The sequence below is a fragment of the Micromonospora sp. D75 genome (assembly GCF_018070405.1).
In the GTDB taxonomy this organism is placed as follows: domain Bacteria; phylum Actinomycetota; class Actinomycetes; order Mycobacteriales; family Micromonosporaceae; genus Micromonospora; species Micromonospora chalcea.
Genome location: NZ_JAGPXV010000030.1, coordinates 1 through 20,316 on the forward strand (window position 1 = coordinate 1; position 20,316 = coordinate 20,316).

Below are 20,316 nucleotides of genomic sequence, written 5' to 3' on the forward strand. Positions count from 1 at the left end.
CCGGTCACGCCGTCCATGAACCGCAGTTCCGCCATGGCGACCGCGGTGGCCCGCACCTGCGGTCCCACACCGAGCGCGTCCAGCGCGTGCAGGCCGTTGGGGGCGAGCTGGATGCCCGCGCCCAGCTCGGTGAACTCGGGCTGGCGTTCCAGGACCGTCACGTGATGGCCGTGCGCCGCGACCGCCAGTGCCGTGGCGAGCCCGCCGATGCCGCCCCCGGCCACGACCACGCGCACGGGCGTCCGGGTGCTCATCCGGCCGCGCTGTCCCGGTCGAGCAGCTGCCGGGCCAGCTCCAACCGTTTGATCTTGGTGGTGGCGGTCTGCGGGAGATCCGCCAGGCGCCGCTGCACCGGGCGGGCCATCGGCGGCAGCGTGGCGACCGCGCCGGCCCAGCGGTCGATGTCGATCGGCAGGTCCTCGCTGGTGCAGATCACCGGCACGGGCGGCCCGTCCGGCGCCGGCAGGATGATCACCTCGACGAGCTCGTCCAGCCGGGTGAAGAGCGTGTCCTCGACCGCCAGCGTGCTGCCGAACCCGTCGATCTCGTCGACCTCGCGGTCGAGCAGGTGCAGGCAGCCCAGCCGGGTGCGGTAGCCCAGGTCGCCCATCCGCCACCACGATCCGTGGCGCTGACCCTCGTACCGCTGCTGCTCGCCGAGGTAGGTGACGATGCGCCCGTCGGTGCGTACCTCGATGTAGCCGGGGTTGTCGCGGGTGGGCGGGCGTCCGTTGCGGCTGACCACCCGGATGTCGGTCATGCCGGGGAACGGCATGCCGACGCAGCGCCCGTCGGCGTCCTCGGGCCGGCGGCGGGTGAACGCGCGGGCCGCGACCGGGCCGACCTCGCTCTGCCCGTACAGCTGGCCGAACACCGGCTTGGGATGCGCGGAGGCCCCGAGCATGCGCCGGACCGTGCGCGGGTGGATGGCGTCGAAGGTGCTGCTGAAGTAGCGCACGGTGGCCAGCGGCGCGCGCGGGTCGTCGGCCAGCCGCTCCCACCGCAGGAACGAGTTGGGGTGGGTCTCCAGCACGCCCGGACGATGGGTGAGGAACAGGTCGGTGGCCTGGTCCGGGTCGTTGTCGGCGAGCACCAGCAGCGGGAAGCCGCGCAGCATCGTGATGGCCAGCGCGGTGAACAGGCGCGAGTGCACGAACGAGACGTGGATGGCGACCGGGCAGCGGCGCCGCACCAGCGCGGCGACCGACGCCTGCGGGCGGTAGCGCGCCTGCAGCGTCCGTCCGGTGTGCACGGCCAGCTTCGGCAGCCCGGTGGTGCCGGAGGTGTGGGTGACCAGGGTGGGGTGGTCGGGGGACATGACGATCGGCGGGACGCTCGGCACACCGGTCAGGGCGCGCAGCGAGGTGGCCGACGGATGGTCACCGGAGGCGAGCAGCACCCCGGCGACCGCCGGGAACACGGTGTCCGCCAGTTCCCCGTCGAGGGTGGCGCGGTCGGTCAGCAGGTACGGCCGGCCGGCCCGGCGGATCAGGTGCAGCACCGTGGTGGCGTCGAGGTGGGGGGAGAGCAGCACCGGCACGGCCCCGATCCGGGCCAGCGCGCACGCGCTCAGCGTGATGTCGAAGTTGTGCGACTTGTGGACCACCACGCGGTCGCCCGGTCGTACGCCGGCGGCGTGCAGGCGGGCGGCCAGGTCGGCGACCAGGCCGGCGACCGCGCCGACGGTGAGCCGCCGACCGAGTTCCGGCGCCACGTCGAGGTCGTGGTCGAGGGTGATGCTGTTGTCCGGGTGCCGGGCCGCGGCCCGGTCGAAGAGTGTGCCCAGTCGGATGCCGCGATTGGCGATCGTCTGCAGCAACATGTCCGGCTCCTACCGTTCGGTCTCGATGATCGACTTGAGTCGGCGCAGCGTCTCGTGCAGATCGGCGCCGACCTTGGCGCCCCATTCGGTGACGAAACGCCGGCGCTCGTCGTCGTCCATGTCTCGGGTGATCTTGCGGATGCCCTCGGTGGGCTCGTCCATCCGGAAGTGGTGCGTCAGGCGGCAGCCGGCGCCCTCGGGGCTCATCCGGAAGGCCCACACGCTGCTCTGGGCGCGCCCCCGGCTGTCCCGCATCGCCCAGCTGAACTCGACGCCGGGGATCGCGGTGTGCACCTGCGACTCCGTGGTCCAGACGCCGCGGACGACCGGCGCCCAGGCGACGACGTCCTCGCCACGGACGTTGTGGCCGCGGAACACCGCCCCGGCGGCGCCGGGACGGCCGCTGATCCACTCGCCTCCGGTGCACTCGGTGCTCCACTCCCGGCACCGGGGAAGGTCACTGACGAGCGCGTAGACCTCGTCCGGAGTGGCGTCGACGACGATTTCCGCCTGCGATTCGAACAGTGGCGTGGTGGTATCGGTTTCGGCCATGCGGAGAATCGTCGTTATCGGCTTCCCGAAGGGTCAAAGTGTTCGACTCTGATTCATCAGGTTCGACGTCTTTCGTGGCCGGGACGCCTATAATCCGGCGCAGATCCGCGACGCGACTAAGGACACGGGAAGAGCCATGGGGGGGAGCACGGAACAAGGCGCCGCCGTGCCCGGCTCCGCCGACGACGCCGGGGTGCCGCACGACGAAGGCGGTCTGCTGCGGGACATCGCCCGGCAGGGCCGGCGGCTGCTCGACGCGCCGGCCGCCTTCGTCGCCGTCGTGTCCGAGGACGGACCGACGATCACGGTACGGGCGGCGGACGGCCCCCACGAGGACGGCCGGCTGGACCTGCCCGGTCACCATCCCTCCGGGGCGGCGCTGCTGGACGGATCGCCGCTGTGGTGCGGTGACGCGGAATCCGCCCCGGCCGCCGCGCCGGTGTCCGGATCGGACGACGACGGCGCACTGCACGCGGTGGTCGCGGTACGTCTGGGCCACCTGCGCGGATACGCCCCCCGCCGGTCCGTCGCCGCGCTGTACCTCGCCGACCGGCGCCCCCGGACGGTCACCGAGGGGGAGCGCGTCCAGTTGACCTCGTTCGCCCGGCTCGCCGGCGCGGCGATGGAGAAGACGCAACTGCTGGACGTCGCGATCGCCCGGCTCTACGGGCTGGAGCAGCAGTCCGCCCGTACCGCCGCCGACCTGGACCGGATGCGGGCGCTGCGCTCCGCGCACTACGGCTTCATCGACCTGGCCGTGGCCCGCGGCGACGCGCGCGCCTTCGTGGTGGAGGCCGACCGGCGTCTCGGCGCGTCGGTGCGGCTGTGCACCGACGACGGTCTGGTGGTCGCCGCGAGCCGGTCCGCCGCCGCCGGACCGGAGCCGGGCGTGCCGGACGGCCGCCGCATGGTCGTCCCGGTGCTGGCCGGCGACCGGCGGATGGGAGACCTGCTGCTGGAGATGGACAGCCCGCTCGCCGACCCGGACGGGCAGCTCCTGCTCCTGATCGCCCAGGCGGCGGCGGTGATCCTGCGCCAGCTCGACGACAGCCGGGAGAGCCAGGCCCGCCGTGCCCTGCTCAACGAGCTGATCACCACGCCGCAGCCCACCGGCACGCTTGTCGAACGGGCCCGGCGGCTGGGCGTGCGGCTGGACCGGCCGTACGTCGTGGTGGTGTTGCGCCCGGACGGCGTCAGCCCGCACTGGGCGTCGATGTGGAGCGCGGCGTTCGCCGCCCGGGGTGACGGTCTGTCCGCGCTGCACGACGACGACATCGTGCTGCTGCTGCCGGGGGAGGCCGACCCGGCCGAGATCGCCCGGACGGCGGCGGAGGAGTCGGGCGCGCTCTTCGGCCGCCCGGTGACGGCCGCGGCGTCCGACAGCGGTTCCGGGCCGGAGCGGGTGGCGGTGCGCTACCGGCAGGCGCTGCGCTGCCTCGACGTCATGATCTCAATGGAGCTGGCCGGTCGCGGCGTGTCGGTACGGGAGCTGGGTTTCCTGCCGATGCTGCTGGCCGGCCGGGAGGGCATCGACCAGTTCATCGACGCCACCCTCCAGCCGGTGCTCGACTACGACCGGCACCGCGACGGCGACCTCGCCCGCACGCTCGACGCGTACTTCGAGGCCGGCCGCAGCCCGACCAACGCGGCGGAACTGCTGCACATGCACCCGAACACGGTCACCCGGCGGCTGGACCGGGTGAAGCGCCTGCTCGGCCCGACCTGGCAACTCCCGGCACGGGCGCTGGAGATCCAGCTCGCGCTACGCCTGCACCGCCTGCTCACCGAGCTGTGACGCCGCGCCGTCCGGGACGACCAGGGCCCGCCGTCCGCGCATCTCGCCGTCCTCCACCATCCGGTGCGCCTCCCGCATCGCGGACAGCGGAAGGCGCACCACCTCGCGCGGGCGCAGCCGGCCGGCCGCGAGCAGCCGGTTGATGAAACCGGCCGCCTCCGCCAGTTCCGCGGTCGTGGCGAGCGAGATGACGAAACCGACTATCGACCTGTCGTTCGTGTACAGCTCACCGGCGGGCAGCGCCGGACGGGTCCGCGCGCCCGCGAGCAGCACGATCCGCCCCCGTACGGCGAGTTGCCCGACCGCCAGGTCCAGGTCGTTGGTCCCGGAGGTGTCCAGGTAGACGTGGACGCCCTCCGGGCAGGACGCGGCGAGCCGGTCACCGAGATCCGGTGCGGCGTAGTCGACCACCTCGACCGCGCCGGCGGCCCGGCAGAACGCCTCGTCCCGGGGCGCCGCGGTGGCGACCACGCGCGCGCCGAGCGCCTTCGCCGTCGTGATCAACGCGGAGCCGACGTTGCCGCCGCCACCGCCCACCACCACCGTCTCACCGGGGCGCAGGCGGCCGTGCACCGCCAGCGCCAGGTAGGCGGTGGCGGCCGGGTGCAGCACGGTGACCGCCTCCACCGAGGCCGCCGCCGGTAGCGGGTACAGCCGGTCCGCGGGCACCACCACCTGCTCGGCGGCCGCGCCCTGACGTCCGCCGTGGCCCAGGCTGTTGCACCAGACCCGGTCGCCGGGGCGGAAGCCGGCCACGCCGTCACCGGCGTGCGCGACCACGCCCACCACGTCCCGGCCCACCACGAACGGCAGCGGGACCGGCGTACGGTACGTGCCGGCCCGCACGAACGTGTCGACGTGGTTGACGGTGGTGGCGAGCGTGTCGACCAGCACGTCGGTGGGGCCCGGCCGGGGCGCGGGCAACTCGCCGTACCGGATCTCGGTGGCCGGGCCCAGCCGGTCGACGTAGGCGGCCCGCACTGTCGTCATCGGCGGGCCGGCCCGCCGTCGTCGTTCTGGAAGAACGCCATGCGCGACGACTGGTCCGCGTACGGGCTCGGCGTCGGCGGCTTGTCCAGGACGATCCCGAACCACCGCCGGTACGCCTCCAGCAGCGCGTCGTCGTCGGTGAGCGTCTCGACGCTCCGGCGGTCGCCGGCGATGACCGTCAGCACGTCGCCCTGCAGCGTGACCCGGCCGTCGGCGGTGGGCAGCGTGCAGAACATGTTCCGCAGGAACGGCGAGTCCGGGCAGGTGCGGTACCACCACAGGTTCTGCCGGAAGTCGGCCAGGTCGGCCGGCTCGTCGTAGAACCGGTACTGCAGCGCGTCGTTGCGGTACACGTCGACGACCCCCGGCTCGACCCGCCGGGTGGCGAACCGGCCGTGCGGGTCCCCGTACGGCTCGGCCGCGTCGAGCCGGAACGGGAACCGGCTGTTCTTGCCGAAGCCGACGTCGACCAGCCAGCGGGAGCCGGTCTCGGGCAGGTCCACGGTCAGCATCAGATGATTGTGCGGGCCGTTGAACCGCCCGGAGAGCCAAACCCGCCCCTGATGCAGCGTCACCGCGAAACCCAGCGCCCGCAACAGGAAGAACAGCGAGGTGTTGATCTCGAAGCAGCCGCCGCCGCGGCGCTGGCGGATCACCTTGTCCAGCACCCGCTCGTCCATGTAGATCTCGTGGCCCAGGTGGTAGTCCAGGTTCTCGAACGGCACCGTGAACGTGTGGCGCTCCTGCAGGTCGCGCAGCGCCGCGAGGTCCGGCCGCTCGGGGCGGGCGGCGCCGATCCGGTCCAGGTAGCCCCGCACCTGCTCGTCGGTCAGCACGGCTCAGTCCCGCTCGTACGACATGCGCATCGACTTCTTGACGTGCGGACTCGGCTTCGGCGGCGCGTCCAGCTTGATGCCGAAGTACTTGTCGTACGCCGCCAGCAGGTCGTCGTCGTTGGTGAGCCGCTCGATCCGCCGCTCGTCGCCGTCGATCACGACGAGCTTGTTCTCCCGCAGGATGATGCGCCCGTTCTCGGTCGGCAGCGTGCAGGAGAGGTTCTGCAGGAACGGCGAGTCCGGTGAGGTGCGGTACCACCACAGCACCTGCATGCCGTCGGCCGCCACGACCGGCTCGTCGTAGAAGCGGTACTGCAGCGCGTCGGCCCGGAAGACGTCGGTGGCGTTGTCGGCGACCCGCTTGGTGGAGAAGGTGCCGTGCGGGTCCTCCTGCGGCTGCGGCGACTCCAGCAGCAGCGGGTAGCGGCTGCTGCGACCCAGGCCGACGTCGCTCAGCCACCGCTGCTCGCCGATGCGCACCGTGGTCACCGAGTGGTTGTACGGCGGCGTGAACTCGTGCCCGAGCCAGACCCGGCCCTGGTGCAGCGTGACGTCGAAGCCCAGCGCCTCCAGCAGGTAGTGGAACGCGTTGTTGATCTCGCCGCAGCCGCCGCCGCGGTTCTGGTACACGATCTTCTCGACCACCCGCTCGTCGATGAAGATCTCCTTGCCGAGGTGGTAGTCGATGGTCTCGAACGGCACCGTCAGCTCGTGCTGCGCGTGCAGCAGCCGCAGCGACTCGGCGTCGAGCCGCTCCGGCCGGGCCACACCGATGCGGTTCAGGTACGCGTCGACAAGCGTGTCGTCGAGCATGTGGTCACTCTCCTGTCGAGGGGAAACGGGCGAACAGCTTCGCCGCGTTGGACCGGTTGACCGCGGCCCACCACCCCGGATCGAGGTCCGCGTGGCGCGCCACTCCCGCACCGATCGAGGCGCCGAAGGACTCCGGCATGAACGGGTAGTCGGAGCCGACCAGGACCCGTTCCGGATCGGCGAACAGCCGCAGCGAGGCGAGCGCGTGCCGGCCGCACATCGCCACGTCGAAGTAGAGGCGGCGGAGCACGGCGAGGGGATCGTCCGGCAGGCGGTCGGCGAGATCGCGGTTGATGACCGGGCCGTAGGTGAGCCGGTCGGCGTAGTAGGTGACCCCGCCGCCGCCGTGCGGCAGGATGATCCGCAGCTCGGGGAACCGCTCCAGCGTGCCGTTGTAGAGCAGCTGCGCCACCAGCCGCACCGTCTCGAACGGGAACTCGTACAGCGACAGCGGCAGCCCGAAGGCGGGCTGGCCGGTGGCCGGCGGCACCGCTGGGTGCACGAAGATCGGCGTACGCCGCCGCTCGGCCTCGGCCAGCAGCGGATCGAGCCGGCGGTCGCCGACGTAGAGCCCGTCGTAGTTGGTGAGCAGCCCGAGCCCGTCCAGGCCCAGCACGTCGATGGCGTGGACGAACTCCGCCACGCAGTCGTCGAGGTGGGGGAAGGGCAGCACCGCGAACGCGCCGAAGCGGCAGTCGCCGGCCGCCACGAACTCGGCCAGGTACTCGTTCAGCCGCCGCGCGAGAGCGCGGCTGCGGGCGCGGTCCAGCGGGGGTACGCCCGGCCACAGGCTGACGATCGCGGCGCGTATTCCCTGCCGGTCCATCATGGCGAGGCTGCCCGCCCGGCTCCACGTGGGGCGGTCGACTCCGGAAAGAACAGTGGAACCGCCCAATTCGCGAAGCTCGGCCGCATAGAAATCGGGAATTATGTGATGGTGCACGTCGATGGCGTCCATCCACGGTGACCCGGCCGGACCGTTTACGGGGTTGGCGTCCACATCCGCATAGTGGTGACCGGAGCGCGCCCGGCCAAGGCGGTGCGGGTGAATATGTCACGTCGGTTCCGGCGGTTGCCCTGCCCGTTGCGGGTGCCATACATTGACCGCAGGTCTGGTCTGGAGGACCGTCGACACTATTCGCCGCGAAGTCGGTGCCCGTCCTTATCGCAATTTTCGCGATCGACGGCTGGTGAAGAAATGGACCTGGCGCATGCTCACATATTCGCGTGGCGACCGGCCGATCGGTGTGCTCGGCACCGGCTCCTACCTGCCCGGCCGGGTGGTGACTAACGACGAGGCGGCCGAGCACGCCGGCGTGACCGGCGACTGGGTGTACGAGAAGACGGCCATCCGGCAGCGGCGGTGGGCCAAGCCGGACGAGGCGACCTCCGACCTGGCGATCGGAGCGGCGCGCATCGCGCTCGCGGACGCCGGCGTCGACGCGGCGGACCTGGCGCTCGTCGTGGTGGCCACGTCGACGCCGGATTCGCCGCAACCACCCACGGCCAGCGTCGTCGCCCACGAGATCGGCGCCGGACGGGGTACCGCCGCGTTCGACGTCAACGCGGTGTGCAGCGGCTTCAGCTACGGGCTCGCGGTCGCCGAGCGGCTGGTGACCGCAGCGGGGGACCGGCCGGCGCTGGTGATCGGCGCGGACGTCTACTCGCGCATCCTGTCGCCGCAGGACCGCCGCACAGTGGTGCTGTTCGGCGACGGCGCGGGCGCCGCGGTGATCGGGGTCGGTGGCGCGCACCGGGTCGTGGCCACCCGGCTGCTCAGCTTCGCCGAGGCGCGCGGGCTGATCGGCGTGGCGGCCGGTGGCAGCCGCCTGCCGGCCTCGGAGCAGACGCTCCGCGACGGCTCGCACCACTTCCGGATGGACGGCCGGGGAGTACGCGAGTTCATCGACACGTACGTGGTCGCCGGCATCGCCGAGTTCCTGGCCGAGCACGGTGTGCCGCCGCACCGGCTCGGGCATCTGGTGCCGCACCAGGCCAACGGCCGGATCCTCGCCTCGATGGCGGAGCGGCTCGGGCTGCCCTTCGACCGCGTCGCCAGCACGTACACCGCCTACGGCAACACCGGCGCCGCCGCGGTGCCCATCACCTACGACCAGCTGTGCCGCTCCGGCCGGGTCCGCGTCGGCGACCTCGTGCTGCTCACCGCATTCGGCGGCGGGATGTCCATGGGGATGACCCTGCTCCAGGCCGGCTAGCCCGCCCGTCGCGCGTCAGGAGGTGCGCCGCAGGGCCGGCTCCGGCCGGCCGTGCGTCGCGAGCACCGTGTGCGCCGCCGACGCCAGCGTCACGTGGCGGTGCCAGCCCCGGTACGAGCGGCCGGTGAAGTCGCGCAGTCCCACCTGGTCGCCGGTGGACTCCAGGTCGTCGGTGACCCGCCGGACCAGCGCCGCCCGGCGGACCAGGTCGGCGAGGCCGATGTCGCCGCGACTGGTCAGCCACAGCTGGCCGGGCTCACCGCGCCCCGGCGCGCTCAGCTCCACCAAAAGCAGGGGATCGTAGCTTCGGGTGCTGGGCAGCCGAACCGCGACGGTGCCGGCCAGCACCGGCGGGCGCGCCGTGAGCCCGAAGACCGGCCGGCGCTGGTGCCGTACGGTCGCCGCCAGGTCGCCGGCCGGCTCGGCGGTGGCGCCGGCGGCCGGGACCAGCCGCAGGCCGGCGGGCACCCGGACCAGCACCGGCGCTCCGGCGGCCCGTAACCGGCGGACCACCGCCTCGACGTCCATCTCCCGCGCGTCCACCACGACCAGCTCGCCGGCCGGCGCCCCCAGTTCCAGGTACGCCTCGACGGTGCAGGCGCCCAGCGACTGGGCGACCAGGTCGTCCGGGATGGCCGCGCGCCGGCGGCGCTTCTCGTCGGACAACCAGTCCTCGTTGAGGTGCAGCCGCCAGTTGACCGGCGTGACGACGCTCGTCGAGGCCGCCCAGAGACCAACCGCGTGCTGCGCGTTGAGGGACTGCCCCAGGCCCGGCGAGTACCGGCGGCCGACGCCCACCGAGTGCGTCCCGGCCTTGCGGATCAGGGTCGGATGCAGCACCCAGGTCCGGGCCCCGCAGAGGCGCGTGACGTGCCGGGCGAGCGCCCGCCGGACCGGCATCCAGTCCCAGGTGGAGTCGCTGACGAAATGGTGCAGCGCCTGCTCCGCGGCGGGTTCCGTGGAGATCGCGGCGATGTTGCGGATCGACTTGCGTCCCCGGGCCAGCAGCAGCCCGCGGACGTACTCCCGGCCGCGCCGTCGCTGATCGCTGCGCGGCAGCCCGGCCAGGATGTCGTCGCACAGATCCGTCAGATCCTCGTCCAGCAGCATCCTGCCTCCTCGCGGCGCGGCGGCGAATGCACACGAGCTTGGAACCCGCGGCGAGGATGGTCGAGGTGCTGGCGGCACCGCCCTCGGGGCCACAGTGGTTGGCCGAGGCGCAGGTCGCCGGGAGGCCCGCGGGGCGGGCGTCACTTGCCGATGTGCAGCGCCTCCCGGATGAACATCTGCGCGAAGGTCGGCGCGCCGGTGGTGGTGACCACGTCGATGAACTGGCCTACGTGAAGGTCCTCGGTCGCCTCCCGGACGAGCAGGTCGGCCAGGTCGGTGCGGGAGGTGAACCGGCCGGGGAGCCGGCGCGGCTCGGCCCGGTAGTCGGTGACGCCGTCACCGTCGAAGAGGCCGGCCGGACGGATGACCGTCCAGTCCAGACCGCTTTCCGACACCACCTTCTCCATCCGCGCCATGTCCTCGTAGACGGTGCGTCCCATCCGCAGCAGGATCGGTGCGATGATCTTCTTGAAGGTGAACGTCTCGCCCTCGGCGTGCTCGCCGCTGGTGCCGGTCGACGTCACGCAGACCAGCCGGCGCAGGCCGTGGGCCCGCATCGCGGCGATCATGTTGGCGGCGCCCTCGGAGTAGGTTCGCACCGTCTCCTTCGTGTACGGCACACCCAGCGTCGAGATCACCGCCTGCTGGCCGGCGACGGCGGCGTCGACAGCCGCGGCGTCCAGCACGTCGGCGCCCACCACCCGCAGGTTCTCGCCCCGCACCGGGAAGGACTCCGGACGCCGGGTCACTGCTGTGACGACGTGGCCCCGGGCCATCGCCAGCTCGGTGGCCAGCCGGCCGGTGGGCCCGTTCGCGCCGAACACCACGAGTCTCATCTGGCCCCACCTCTTCGTCGGCGCGAGGGTCGAACGACGGTCCAGCAGTCGAACAACGTTCCGGTGCCCGACCAATGTACTACGCTCACGGGCGGAACGGGCAGATTTCGGGCGAGGCGGGTGACGGGATGGCGGAGCGGAGCCGGAGCCTGTGGCTGCGGACGACGTCGGCGCGGCCCGACCCGCCGCTGACCGTCGAACGCATCACCGCCGCCGCGGTCGAGCTGCTGGACGAGGACGACGTCGGGCAGCTCACCATGCGCCGCCTCGCCGACCGCCTCGGCGTCGGCACCACCACGCTCTACTGGCACGTGGACACCAAGGAAGACGTGATCGACCTCGCGGTCGACGCGGTGTTCGCCGCCACGCCGCCACCGCCACCCGGCGACGACTGGCGGGCGGACGTCACGACGCTGCTGACCGAGCGGCGTGCCGCGCTGCTGCGGCACCCGTGGTCGGCGGTGATGCGACGACGCCCCGCGGTCGGCCCCGGCTTCCTGTCCTGGATGGAGTTCCTCCAGGCCACCCTGACCCGCGCCGGGTTCACCTCCCGGGACGTCACCGCGGCGAGCTGGGTGCTCTACAGCCACGTCCAGGGCTCCGCGGCCAGCCAGGCCACGCTGCGGTGGTCGGCGGCCGAACGCCGGGAGGGCCAGCTGATGCTGGAGCGGCACAGCGCCAGCTATCCCACACTGGCCGCGCAGCGGCACCTGCTCGACGACGACTGGGACACGAACTTCGCGCTCGGGCTGGCGTACGTGCTCGACGGTCTGACCGCCCGCGCCGCAGCCGACGCCACCTGAGGCCGGACACGCCGAACCGGCCCGCGCCGGGCGGGCCGGTTCATGTCGGAGTCAGAGGCCGAACTTCTCCGCCAGCAGCCGGCGGTCCACGTACTTGATCGCCGACGTGGTCTGCTCGCGGCCGATCTTGTACGCGGTGGCCACCTCGACCAGCCGCAGCGCCTGGTACTCGATGGCGGCGAGGTTGTCCTCGTGGACGTTGTTCGCCTCGTGCCGGGAGACGCTGCACGTGCCGTACGGCGCGCCGTTGTTCGGCAGGCCGAGCACCTCGACGCTGGAGCCGTTCGGGACGATCAGCGAACCCCAGTGGCAGATGCAGTTGTGCAGCGCCAGGATGGCCGCCTGCTGCCCGGCGTGCGGCATCGAGCCGGACGCGAACACGGACACCACCTTGTTCGCCAGGTCACCCGGAATGGCGACCGGTCCGGAGTGGTCGATGAAGTCGAGGATCTGCGGAGCCGGCAGCCCGTAGTGCACCGGCGTGCCGATCATGATGGCGTCCGCCGCGACCAGGTCCGCGAGCGTGGCCACCGGGACGTCCGCGGTCTCGGCGTTGAGCTCGGCGTACGCCTTGTGGTCGAGCACCATCGGGCTGGGCAGGTCGGGCACCTTGTAGAGCTGCGCCTCCGCGCCCGCCTTCACCGCCGCAGCCGCCGCGGCCACGGCCATCTGGTAGGTATTCCCGCTGCGGGAGTGGAAGATGATTGCCACCTTGATCACAGGAACGCTCCTCACGAGTCGATGCGCCTGGGCACCGCATGGACCATCTACGGGCATCCTGTCCGCCGCGCCCCGCCCGGCAAACGGCGCGGATCTTAGTTAGTCACCTCGATGTCCGCCGGGGCCGCGACCTGACAGAACCGGCCCGTCGTCGTTGACCGGTCCGTCCCGGTCCGGGTGTGCTGCGCCCATGTCGAACGCTTCCGCGGAACCGCCCGCCGCACCCACCGACCCCGCCGCGCTCCTGCCCCTGTTCGAGCGCGCGTTCAACAACCGCGATCTCGACCAGCTGGAGCAGCTCTACGAGCCGGACGCCCTGCTGATCCTCGCCCCCGGCACGGTCCTGACCGGCGACCAGAGGCGCGCGCGCAGCCGGGAGGAGCAGCACTTCCTGCCGATCAAGGTGGCCGTCCGCCACCAGTACGTCACCGGCGACATCGCCCTGGTGATCAACGACTACGTCCACGAGGGAACCGGACCCGACGGCACCCCGATCCGGATCGAGGGCACCGCCGTCGACGTGCTCCGGCGCGGCGCGGACGGCGCCTGGCGCTGCGTCATCAGCAACCCCGCCGGACTGGGCGCCGCCGGTCCCACCGCACCCTGACCACTGTCGACACCGGGCCGCAGCGGCGCCGGTGACCGGCCGGCCGGACGGTCAGCCCGTCAATCGGGCGACGATGTCGGCGGCCGGGCCCGGCACGGCGGACGCGAAACCGGTCCCGGCCCACAGGTTCAGCGCCTCGGCGTCACCGAGACGTGCCGCCGCGGCCCGGATCGGCGCGGTCAGGTGGTGCACCGCCGGATAGGCGACCGGCGCCGCCGCGGAGTAGGCGTCGGTGAAGCGGTTGGCCAGGGCCCGCGCCGGATGACCGGTGAACGCCCGGGTGACAACGGTCCGGCGGAAGTCGCCGGAGAGCATCGCGGCGCGCTGCGCCGGCCGGGTACCGGCCTCGTCGGCGAGCAGGAACGCGGTGCCGCTCTGCACCGCCGCCGCGCCGGCCGCGCGCAGCCGCGCGACATCCTCGGCGGACGAGGTTCCGCCGGCCACGACGACCGGCAGGTCCGTGACCGACCGTACGGCGGCGAGCAGGTCCCGCGCCTCGCCGCGCGGCCGGTAGCCGGACGGATCGGTGGTCGAGGCGTGCCCGCCCGCCGTGCCCGCCTGCGCGACGAGCGCGTCCGGTCCGGCGGCGACCGCCCGGAGGGCCTCGTCGGCCGAGGTGACGGTGATCAGCACGTGGCATCCGGCGTCGCGCAGCGCCCGCACCACGCCCGCCGGCGGTACGCCGAACGCGAAGCTCACGAGCGGGACCGCGTACGCCACCGCCAGGTCCACCTTCGCGGCGAAGTGGTCGTCGTCGTGCCGGCGCGGCGTCGGCAGGTCCACCCCGTACCGCTGCGCCTCCGGCAGCAACAACCGGCGGTACGCCTCCACCCGCGCCGGGTCCGGCTCGGCCGGGGTCGGCACGAAGATGTTGAGCCCGTACGGCACGCCGGCCGCGCGCGTCGCGCGTACCTGGTCCTCGACGGCCTCGGGGGTCTGCTAGCGGGCGGCGAGGACGCCGACCGAGCCGGCCCGGGCGGCGGCGGTGACCAGCGCCGGGTTCGACGGACCTCCGGCCATCGGGGCGACCACCAGGGGAGGGAGCAGCTCGGTCATGGCGTGACCCTACGTCGGTTCCGGACGACAGCGAGTGCGGGGAACCCCGTCCAGGGGTTCCCCGCACCCTGTGGGGGAAGGGCTCAGATCCGGGCCGCTTCCTCGACCCCGGCCGGGGGAACCGGGGCCGTCTTCGCCCGCCGTCCGGGCATCCACCAGTTGGCCTTGCCGCACAGCTCCATCACGGCCGGGACGAGGATCATCCGGACGATGGTGGCGTCGACGAACACCGCCACCGCCATGCCCAGGCCGACCTGCTTGACCGAGACGTCGGGGCCGAGCATGCCGGTGGTGAACACGGCGATCATGATGGCGGCCGCCGCCGTGATCACCTTGGCGGTACGGGCCAGACCGCGGGTCACGGCACGGCGGGTGTCGCCGGTGCGCTCGTACTCCTCACGGATCCGCGAGATCAGGAAGACCTCGTAGTCCATGGAGAGGCCGAACAGCAGCGGGAACATCATCATCGGCACCCATGTCGTGATCGGCATGGAGGTGGGGAAGCCGAGGGCGGACCCGAGCCAACCCCACTGCACGATCGCCACCAGCACACCGAACGAGGCGCCGATGGACAGCAGGTTCATCACCGCCGCCTGCAGCGCGATCGTGACCGACCGCACCAGCACGACGAGCAGCAGCAGGGACAGCAGGATGACCACGGTGATCATCACGGGCAGCCGGGAGCTGGTCTCCTCGGCGAGGTCGATCGCGCCGGCGTTCGGGCCGCCGAGATAGACCTCGCGGCCGCCGGACGCCGCGGGGAGCACGTCGTCGCGCAGCTTGTGCACCAGGTCCGCGGTGGCCTCGTCCTGGGCGCCGGTGCGGGGGAAGGCCATGAAGACGGCGGCCTGCCCGTCCTGGCTGATCCGGGGCGGCGTCGCGTACGCCACGCCCTCGGTGCCGCTCACCGCGGCGACGACCGGACCGAGGTCGCTGTTTCCGTCGCCGACCTCGGCGGCGAAGATCAGGGGAGCGCCGTAGCCGGGGCCGAAGCCCTCGGACAGGATCTCGTACGAGGTGTAGCTGCTGCGGTCGCGGGGCTGGACGCTGGCGTCGGGCAGGCTCAGCCGCATCGACAGCAGCGGCGCGGTCAGCACCAGCAGGATGGCGGTTGCCCCGAGCGCGGCGATGACCGGGCGGCGCTGCACCACGCCGGCCCAGCGTTCCGCGAGCGTGCGGCGCTCCTGCTTCGGCGCGTCGGAGCCGGCCTGCCGAAGGGGGCCCCGGCGCGGTACGCGCAGACCCTGGATCTTGTAGCCGGCGAAGCCCAGGAAGGCCGGCATCAGCGTGACCGCGGCGATCATCGTCACCAGCACCGTCGCCGAGGCCCCGAGCGCGACGCCGTTCATCATCTTCTGGCCCATGGCGATCAGGCCCAGCAGCGCGATCATCACGGTGGTGCCCGCGAAGAGGACCGCGTGACCGGCGGTGGTGATGGCCTTGACCGTGGCGCTCTCGGGATCGTCCCCCTCCACCAGGCTGTCCTTGAAGCGGGTGAGGATGAACAACGCGTAGTCGATGCCGACGCCGAGGCCGATCAGCACGGCGATGAGCACCGTGAAGTCCGGTGAGGGGACGAGGTGTCCGACGAGCTTCATCAGCGCGACGCCGCCGAGCACCGCCAGCAGCGCGGTGACGATCGGCAGGCCCATCGCCACCAGCGAGCCGAACGCGAGGAACAGGATCACCGCGGCGGTCACCACGCCGACCGCCTCGGCCGGACCCTGCGGGGGCGTCTCCGCCTTCTCCGCCCGCTCGCCGCCCAGCCCCAGCGTCACGCCGTCGCCGGAGGCGTCCTTGACCGTGTCGACGAGTGGCTTGGCCTCGGCCTTCTCCACGTCCATCGAGGTCAGCGGGATCGTCGTCCGGGCGATGCGGCGGTCGGCGGTGACCAGGTTGCGGTCGTCGTAGGGCGAGACGATCGGCCCGGTCACCGGTGAGGCGTCCAGGTCGGAGATGACCTTCTCGATCTTCTGCCGCGCCGCCGGGTCGTCGATGCCCCGCTCGGCCTTGATGGCCAGGGTGAGCGTGTCGCCCCGCTGCTCGGGGAAGTGCTTCTCGATCAGGGCCTGCGCCCGTGCGGAATGGGAGTCCCCGCCGGAGTAGACGTTGTCCGGGGCGGCGCCGTAGCGGAAGCCCAGGAACGCCAGGGCGATGACGCCGACGATCCAGGTCAGGAGCACCAGTCGACGACGCCGGTAACAGAACCGCGCCAATCCCGCCAGAGCTCCGTCTGTGCGGGGAGTCTCGGTAGGCATCATCTTCTCCTCAAGTCAATAAGCGCTCTACCTAATGGTCGTGAACAGGCACTTCTGTGTCGCCGTACGGATGCAGGCACTTCCTGGACGTCGCTACCACGGTTGCGGTACTCCATTTGCAGTACACCTGTCGGTATCCGGTCAGCGCCGTATCCTGCGCTTTCTCTGTCGGCAGAGCGGTGCGGTGACCAGCCGCCGTCGACCGCCCGCGGGAGCGGTCGCGTCCGGACCGGGCAGGAGTGACGCCGTGTTCCGGTCGGAGCTTGTTTCACCTGGTCACGATGGTGCTGGACGTTCGGCCGGCCGGTCCGGGACGGTCCGCGGCGAGGGCTGTTTCGGTCATGCGTGCGAGTTCTGCCAATCGTGGCATTGTTTAGGTAAGTCCGATATCAGCGGGATGCTGCCTGATATATGACGGCTGCGCCGGGGCCTGCCGGATAGTTATGATGAGCGACGACGGTGATCGATGGCAAATGTGGTTGCTGTGGGGTAGCGTCATCGACCGAGTCCAGGCTTTTCTTGAGCTGTGTGCGCATATTCCGGGGGGATTATGACAACGGGACGGCCGCGGGAGAACGAGGCGACAGCCGCAGCACGAAATCCGGTGTGCGCCGCCGGGGGGCCGGTGTCCCAGCCGGGGGGCGGAGGGAGCGACGAGCAGGTCCTGCGCGAGATCCTCGGGGTCGACGTGCACCGCGAGCTGATTGACTTCGCGGGCGGTGCCGGCGGAAATCCGCACCTGGTCGCCGAACTGGCGCGCGGGCTCGCCGAAGAGGGATTGATCCGGGAGAGAAATGGTCGGGCGGAATTGGTTTCCCGTCGAATTCCCCGGCGTGTGCTGAGTTTTGTCATGCGGCGATTGAATGACGTGAGCGCCGGCTGCCAGCAGTTTCTGAAGGTTGCCGCCGCATTGGGCAGATCCTTCATGCTGGAGGACGTCTCGAGAATGCTGGGCAGATCGTCGGCGGCCCTGCTCCCGCCGGTGGACGAGGCGATCGCCTCGGGCTTCGTCGTGGCCGCCGAGCATCAGCTCGCCTTTCAGAGCGATTTCCTGCTGCGCGGCATCATCGAGGCCATTCCCGGGCCCGCCCGCGACGCCTTACGACGTGAGGCGATGAGCCTTTCCGGGCGACGCAGCCCGGTGGCCGACCGGAATCGCCGGATGGACGCCGCGACTGCCGCGCCGGTGAGCGCGACCGGAGAGGACGCCACCGGATCCTGTTCCCGCGCGCACCGCCTGATCATGAGCGGGAACGCCGAGGCCGGCGTCCGTGTCGCCGAGGCGGTTCTCGCCGGCCCGGCCGCGTCGCCCGCCGCCCGGCGTGACGCGCAGGCGTGTCTGGTGCTGGCCGATCTCCTGCTCGGCGGCGAGGGCACCGATCCGCTGACCGAGGCGATCCTGCGGGAACGCGACGCCGAGTCCGGTGACGCCGCGCTGGCGATGGCGCTGACCGCCCGGTCCACCGGGCTGTGGTCGGCGGGAAAGCTGGCCGACGGCCTGGAGCTGGGACGGGCGGCGGTGCGGGCCGGCGCGGAGGCCGAACCGGTGTGGCGTCTGCACGCCCAGCTCGCGCTCGCCGGCAAACTCGCGAACCTGCGTGAGTTCGACGAGGCCGAGGCGCTGATCAACGAGGCGGAGGCCGGCCTGCGCGGACTGCCCGCGCCGATCTGGACGGCCGCGCCGGCGGTGATGCGGTCCCGGCTGCTGCTGCAGGCCGGGCGGATCGGGGACGCGCGCCGGGAGGCGGCGCTGGCCACCGCCGCCGTGGCCGGGGACGCGGTGCCCATGCTGCGGCCCCTCGCCTACGCGGTGCTCAGCACCGCCTCCTTCTACATGGGCGACGTGCCCGCCGCGATCGAGTACCTCAGGCGGGGGCAGGAGGACGCGGACCGCCATGTGGTCCTCGACTCGGTGCAGTACTCGTGGGCGGAAGTGCTGATCACGGTCAAGCAGGAGGGCCCGCGGGCCGCCGCCCGGCTGCTGGCGGGCAAGCACCGCCGCCTGCCGACGCGACGCCGCCTGTACGTCGAGGTGCCGAGCGCCGCCGCCTTCCTGGTCCTGCTCGCCCGCGACGTGGACGACCGTGACCTCGAACGCCGCGTCCTCGCCACGGTGGACGGGCTGGCCGCGGACAATCCCGGGATCCAGGTCGTCAGCCTCACCGCCATGCACGCCCACGCGCTGGCGAACAGCGCCCCGGCGGCTCTGGCGCTCATCATCGTGCAGTCACGGGACCCGATCTCGGTGGCGCTGGCCACCGAGGAGCTCGCCAAGCTCTACGCCGCGCAGGCCCAGGCGGGGGGACGGCCGGTGACACCGGCCCGCGCCGAGGAAACCGGTGTCCCACCGGCGAGCTGCTGGTCGACCCTGTCCGACATGGAGCAGCGGATCGCCTACCTGGTGAGCGTGGGCCTGACGAACCGGCAGATCGCCAAGCAGGTCCACCTGTCCGCGCACACCGTCAACTACCACCTGCGGAAGGTCTACCGGAAGCTGGGCTTCAACACCCGGGCCGAGCTGGCGCACGCCGCGGCCACCTACTCCAGCCGTGCGGCGATCTATTCGATGACCGGCGAGCCGGACTGGGACACGGGCTCCGTGACCGGCAAGGCCAGCTGAACCGCGTCTCCGGCGTCCGCCGGCTGAACCGCGCCCGTCCGCCGGACGGCCCGCTCAGCCGGCGGACGCCGGCTGGCGTGGGGTGGCCAGCGCCGGCCGGACCGCCTCGTGCGCGATGAAGCAGCGGGTCAGTTCGACCCGGCTGTTGATGTCGAGCTTGGAGAAGACGCGCCGCAGGTGGCTGTCGACGGTGTGCGGGGACAGGAACAGCGAGCTCGCCGCCTCACGGTTGGTCATCCCGTCCACGATGGCCCGCACGACCCGCAGCTCCGCGCTGGTCAGGCTCTCCCACCCGGACCGGGGCCGGTCCGGGACCAGCGGGCGGACGTTGTGCGCGGGCACACCACGCAGCTCGGCCTCCACGCGGTCCAGGTCGCGTCGCGCGCCGCACTCGCGGTAGGCGTCCGCCGCGGCTTCGAGGAGCCGGATGGCCTCGGCCCGGTCCCGGGTGCCGCGGGCCGCGTCCTCCACCGCGCCGGCCGCGGCCAGCGTACGGCCGGCGAGCCGGTGCAGATCCGCGGCCCGCAGCAGTGCCGTCGGATCGTCGCGCAGCAGACCCGCGGCGTGCTCGGCCGCCGCCGCCAGCGACTGGACGAACGGATTGCCGCGGGCGACGCGCCGGGCGACCTCCACGGCCCGCTCGGCCTCCGCGTCGAGCCCGGCCCGGCGGGCCTGGCGGACGAGCGCCGCCGCCGCGGCCGGCGCCTCGGTGAACAGCAGCGGATCGGGTACGACCTGCCCGGCGACGTTGATCAACGTCTGCACCATCATCGCCGGACGGCCGCTGGCCGCGTGGAACCGGGCCAGCGCCCCGTCCATCCGCGCCGTGTCGTCGGCGCCGGCCAGCCGCTCGGCCGCCCGTAACTGGTCGCTGGCCGTGGCGAGGTCACCGCGGGGCAGGCTGAGGAGGGCCCGGCCCAGGCGCGCCGGTACGCAGTCGGCCGGCCGGGCGCGATCGGCGGCTCGCAGCGCCGCCTCCGCCTCGGCGTGCGCCTCCTCCAGCCGTCCCGCCGCCGTCAGCAGCTCGGCCCGGTGGCCGCGCCGGAGCGTCTCCGAGCCGGTGTGGCAGGACTCCCGCGTCGTCGGCCGTACGGTGTCCAGCACCGCCTGCGCCTCGTCGCGCTGATCGGCCGCGGCCAGTGCCCGGACCAGCCAGGTCCACAGCGGCCGCCCGCCGGGCGCGCAGCCCGGCGACGGGGTCCCGGGCTCCGGCCCGGCGGGCGACGCACCGCCCAGGCGCTTCGTGACGTCCGCGAGCGCCCGGTCCAGCTTGGCCCGGTCC

17 protein-coding genes and 1 pseudogene are annotated in these 20,316 nt (G+C 72.6%); 5 read left to right on the top strand and 13 right to left on the bottom strand.

The genetic code is table 11. The features are described from left to right. The 3 genes from KBX39_RS03525 to KBX39_RS03535 form a co-directional block, all read right to left on the bottom strand. The coding region (locus tag KBX39_RS03525) for an FAD-dependent oxidoreductase (RefSeq protein ID WP_210869157.1) at positions 1 to 254 on the bottom strand (254 nt) is incomplete at its 3' end. Continuing rightward, positions 251 to 1,822 carry a class I adenylate-forming enzyme family protein gene (locus KBX39_RS03530; RefSeq protein WP_069088359.1) on the bottom strand — a complete coding sequence of 524 codons (1,572 nt, stop codon included), beginning with the start codon at positions 1,820 to 1,822 and terminating at the stop codon, positions 251 to 253. The genes KBX39_RS03530 and KBX39_RS03525, both read right to left, overlap by 4 nt. A 9-nt stretch (positions 1,823 to 1,831) precedes the next feature. Beyond that, the gene (locus KBX39_RS03535; protein WP_064445522.1) at positions 1,832 to 2,374 is read right to left on the bottom strand and encodes an SRPBCC family protein; all 543 of its coding nucleotides are present in this window, start codon (positions 2,372 to 2,374) and stop codon (positions 1,832 to 1,834) included. 166 nt (positions 2,375 to 2,540) lie between these two features. On the opposite strand from KBX39_RS03535, the gene KBX39_RS03540 reads away from it, so the two are divergent. Continuing rightward, positions 2,541 to 4,169, top strand: a complete 1,629-nt coding sequence (locus tag KBX39_RS03540; RefSeq protein WP_069088360.1) for a helix-turn-helix domain-containing protein — start codon at positions 2,541 to 2,543, stop codon at positions 4,167 to 4,169. On the opposite strand, the gene KBX39_RS03545 is transcribed toward KBX39_RS03540, so the two are convergent. From KBX39_RS03545 to KBX39_RS03560, 4 genes are read right to left on the bottom strand one after another with little or no spacing between them, the layout of a single operon-like run. Further along, positions 4,137 to 5,159: an NADPH:quinone reductase gene (locus tag KBX39_RS03545; RefSeq protein ID WP_218062395.1), complete on the bottom strand. Its 1,023-nt coding sequence runs from the start codon at positions 5,157 to 5,159 to the stop codon at positions 4,137 to 4,139. The two genes, KBX39_RS03540 and KBX39_RS03545, sit on opposite strands and share 33 nt — an antisense overlap. Next, on the bottom strand, positions 5,156 to 5,995 hold the full coding sequence (locus KBX39_RS03550; protein ID WP_069088361.1) for an arylamine N-acetyltransferase: 840 nt from the start codon (positions 5,993 to 5,995) through the stop codon (positions 5,156 to 5,158). The genes KBX39_RS03545 and KBX39_RS03550 overlap by 4 nt, the downstream gene beginning before the upstream one ends. 3 nt (positions 5,996 to 5,998) lie before the next feature. Continuing rightward, positions 5,999 to 6,808 (bottom strand): arylamine N-acetyltransferase, encoded by an 810-nt coding sequence (locus KBX39_RS03555; protein ID WP_069088362.1) that lies wholly within the window; start codon positions 6,806 to 6,808, stop codon positions 5,999 to 6,001. A gap of 4 nt (positions 6,809 to 6,812) precedes the next feature. Further along, a complete protein-coding gene (locus tag KBX39_RS03560; RefSeq protein ID WP_082930900.1) occupies positions 6,813 to 7,766 on the bottom strand; it encodes an amidohydrolase family protein in 954 nt (317 codons plus the stop codon). Between the two features lie 253 nt (positions 7,767 to 8,019). Between KBX39_RS03560 and KBX39_RS03565 the strand changes: the two genes are divergently transcribed. Then, on the top strand, positions 8,020 to 9,024 hold the full coding sequence (locus KBX39_RS03565; protein WP_069088363.1) for a 3-oxoacyl-ACP synthase III family protein: 1,005 nt from the start codon (positions 8,020 to 8,022) through the stop codon (positions 9,022 to 9,024). A 15-nt stretch (positions 9,025 to 9,039) separates the two neighbouring features. Here KBX39_RS03565 and KBX39_RS03570 read toward each other — a convergent pair whose 3' ends face one another. Together KBX39_RS03570 and KBX39_RS03575 are read right to left on the bottom strand one after the other, a co-directional pair. Continuing rightward, positions 9,040 to 10,134 carry a transposase gene (locus KBX39_RS03570; RefSeq protein ID WP_064445527.1) on the bottom strand — a complete coding sequence of 365 codons (1,095 nt, stop codon included), beginning with the start codon at positions 10,132 to 10,134 and terminating at the stop codon, positions 9,040 to 9,042. A 140-nt stretch (positions 10,135 to 10,274) separates the two neighbouring features. Further along, positions 10,275 to 10,970: an NAD(P)-dependent oxidoreductase gene (locus KBX39_RS03575; RefSeq protein WP_043323041.1), complete on the bottom strand. Its 696-nt coding sequence runs from the start codon at positions 10,968 to 10,970 to the stop codon at positions 10,275 to 10,277. A gap of 128 nt (positions 10,971 to 11,098) precedes the next feature. Here KBX39_RS03575 and KBX39_RS03580 point away from each other — a divergent pair, with 128 nt between their 5' ends. After that, positions 11,099 to 11,773 carry a TetR/AcrR family transcriptional regulator gene (locus tag KBX39_RS03580; protein ID WP_210869159.1) on the top strand — a complete coding sequence of 225 codons (675 nt, stop codon included), beginning with the start codon at positions 11,099 to 11,101 and terminating at the stop codon, positions 11,771 to 11,773. Positions 11,774 to 11,824: 51 nt separating this feature from the next. On the opposite strand, the gene KBX39_RS03585 is transcribed toward KBX39_RS03580, so the two are convergent. Next, a complete protein-coding gene (locus KBX39_RS03585; protein WP_084212922.1) occupies positions 11,825 to 12,493 on the bottom strand; it encodes an NAD(P)H-dependent oxidoreductase in 669 nt (222 codons plus the stop codon). 190 nt (positions 12,494 to 12,683) lie between these two features. On the opposite strand from KBX39_RS03585, the gene KBX39_RS03590 reads away from it, so the two are divergent. Then, positions 12,684 to 13,100: a DUF4440 domain-containing protein gene (locus tag KBX39_RS03590; RefSeq protein WP_064445531.1), complete on the top strand. Its 417-nt coding sequence runs from the start codon at positions 12,684 to 12,686 to the stop codon at positions 13,098 to 13,100. A 51-nt stretch (positions 13,101 to 13,151) separates the two neighbouring features. On the opposite strand, the pseudogene KBX39_RS03595 reads toward KBX39_RS03590, so the two are convergent. Beyond that, positions 13,152 to 14,156, bottom strand: a pseudogene (locus KBX39_RS03595) (NAD(P)H-dependent flavin oxidoreductase). Between the two features lie 83 nt (positions 14,157 to 14,239). After that, positions 14,240 to 16,339 (bottom strand): MMPL family transporter, encoded by a 2,100-nt coding sequence (locus KBX39_RS03600; protein WP_197494845.1) that lies wholly within the window; start codon positions 16,337 to 16,339, stop codon positions 14,240 to 14,242. Positions 16,340 to 17,339: 1,000 nt separating this feature from the next. Between KBX39_RS03600 and KBX39_RS03605 the strand changes: the two genes are divergently transcribed. Beyond that, positions 17,340 to 19,034, top strand: a complete 1,695-nt coding sequence (locus KBX39_RS03605) for a LuxR C-terminal-related transcriptional regulator (RefSeq protein ID WP_187692357.1) — start codon at positions 17,340 to 17,342, stop codon at positions 19,032 to 19,034. A gap of 54 nt (positions 19,035 to 19,088) precedes the next feature. Here the strand turns inward: KBX39_RS03605 and KBX39_RS03610 are convergent. Beyond that, on the bottom strand, positions 19,089 to 20,316 hold a 1,228-nt coding region (locus KBX39_RS03610), incomplete at its 5' end, for a LuxR C-terminal-related transcriptional regulator (RefSeq protein WP_210869161.1).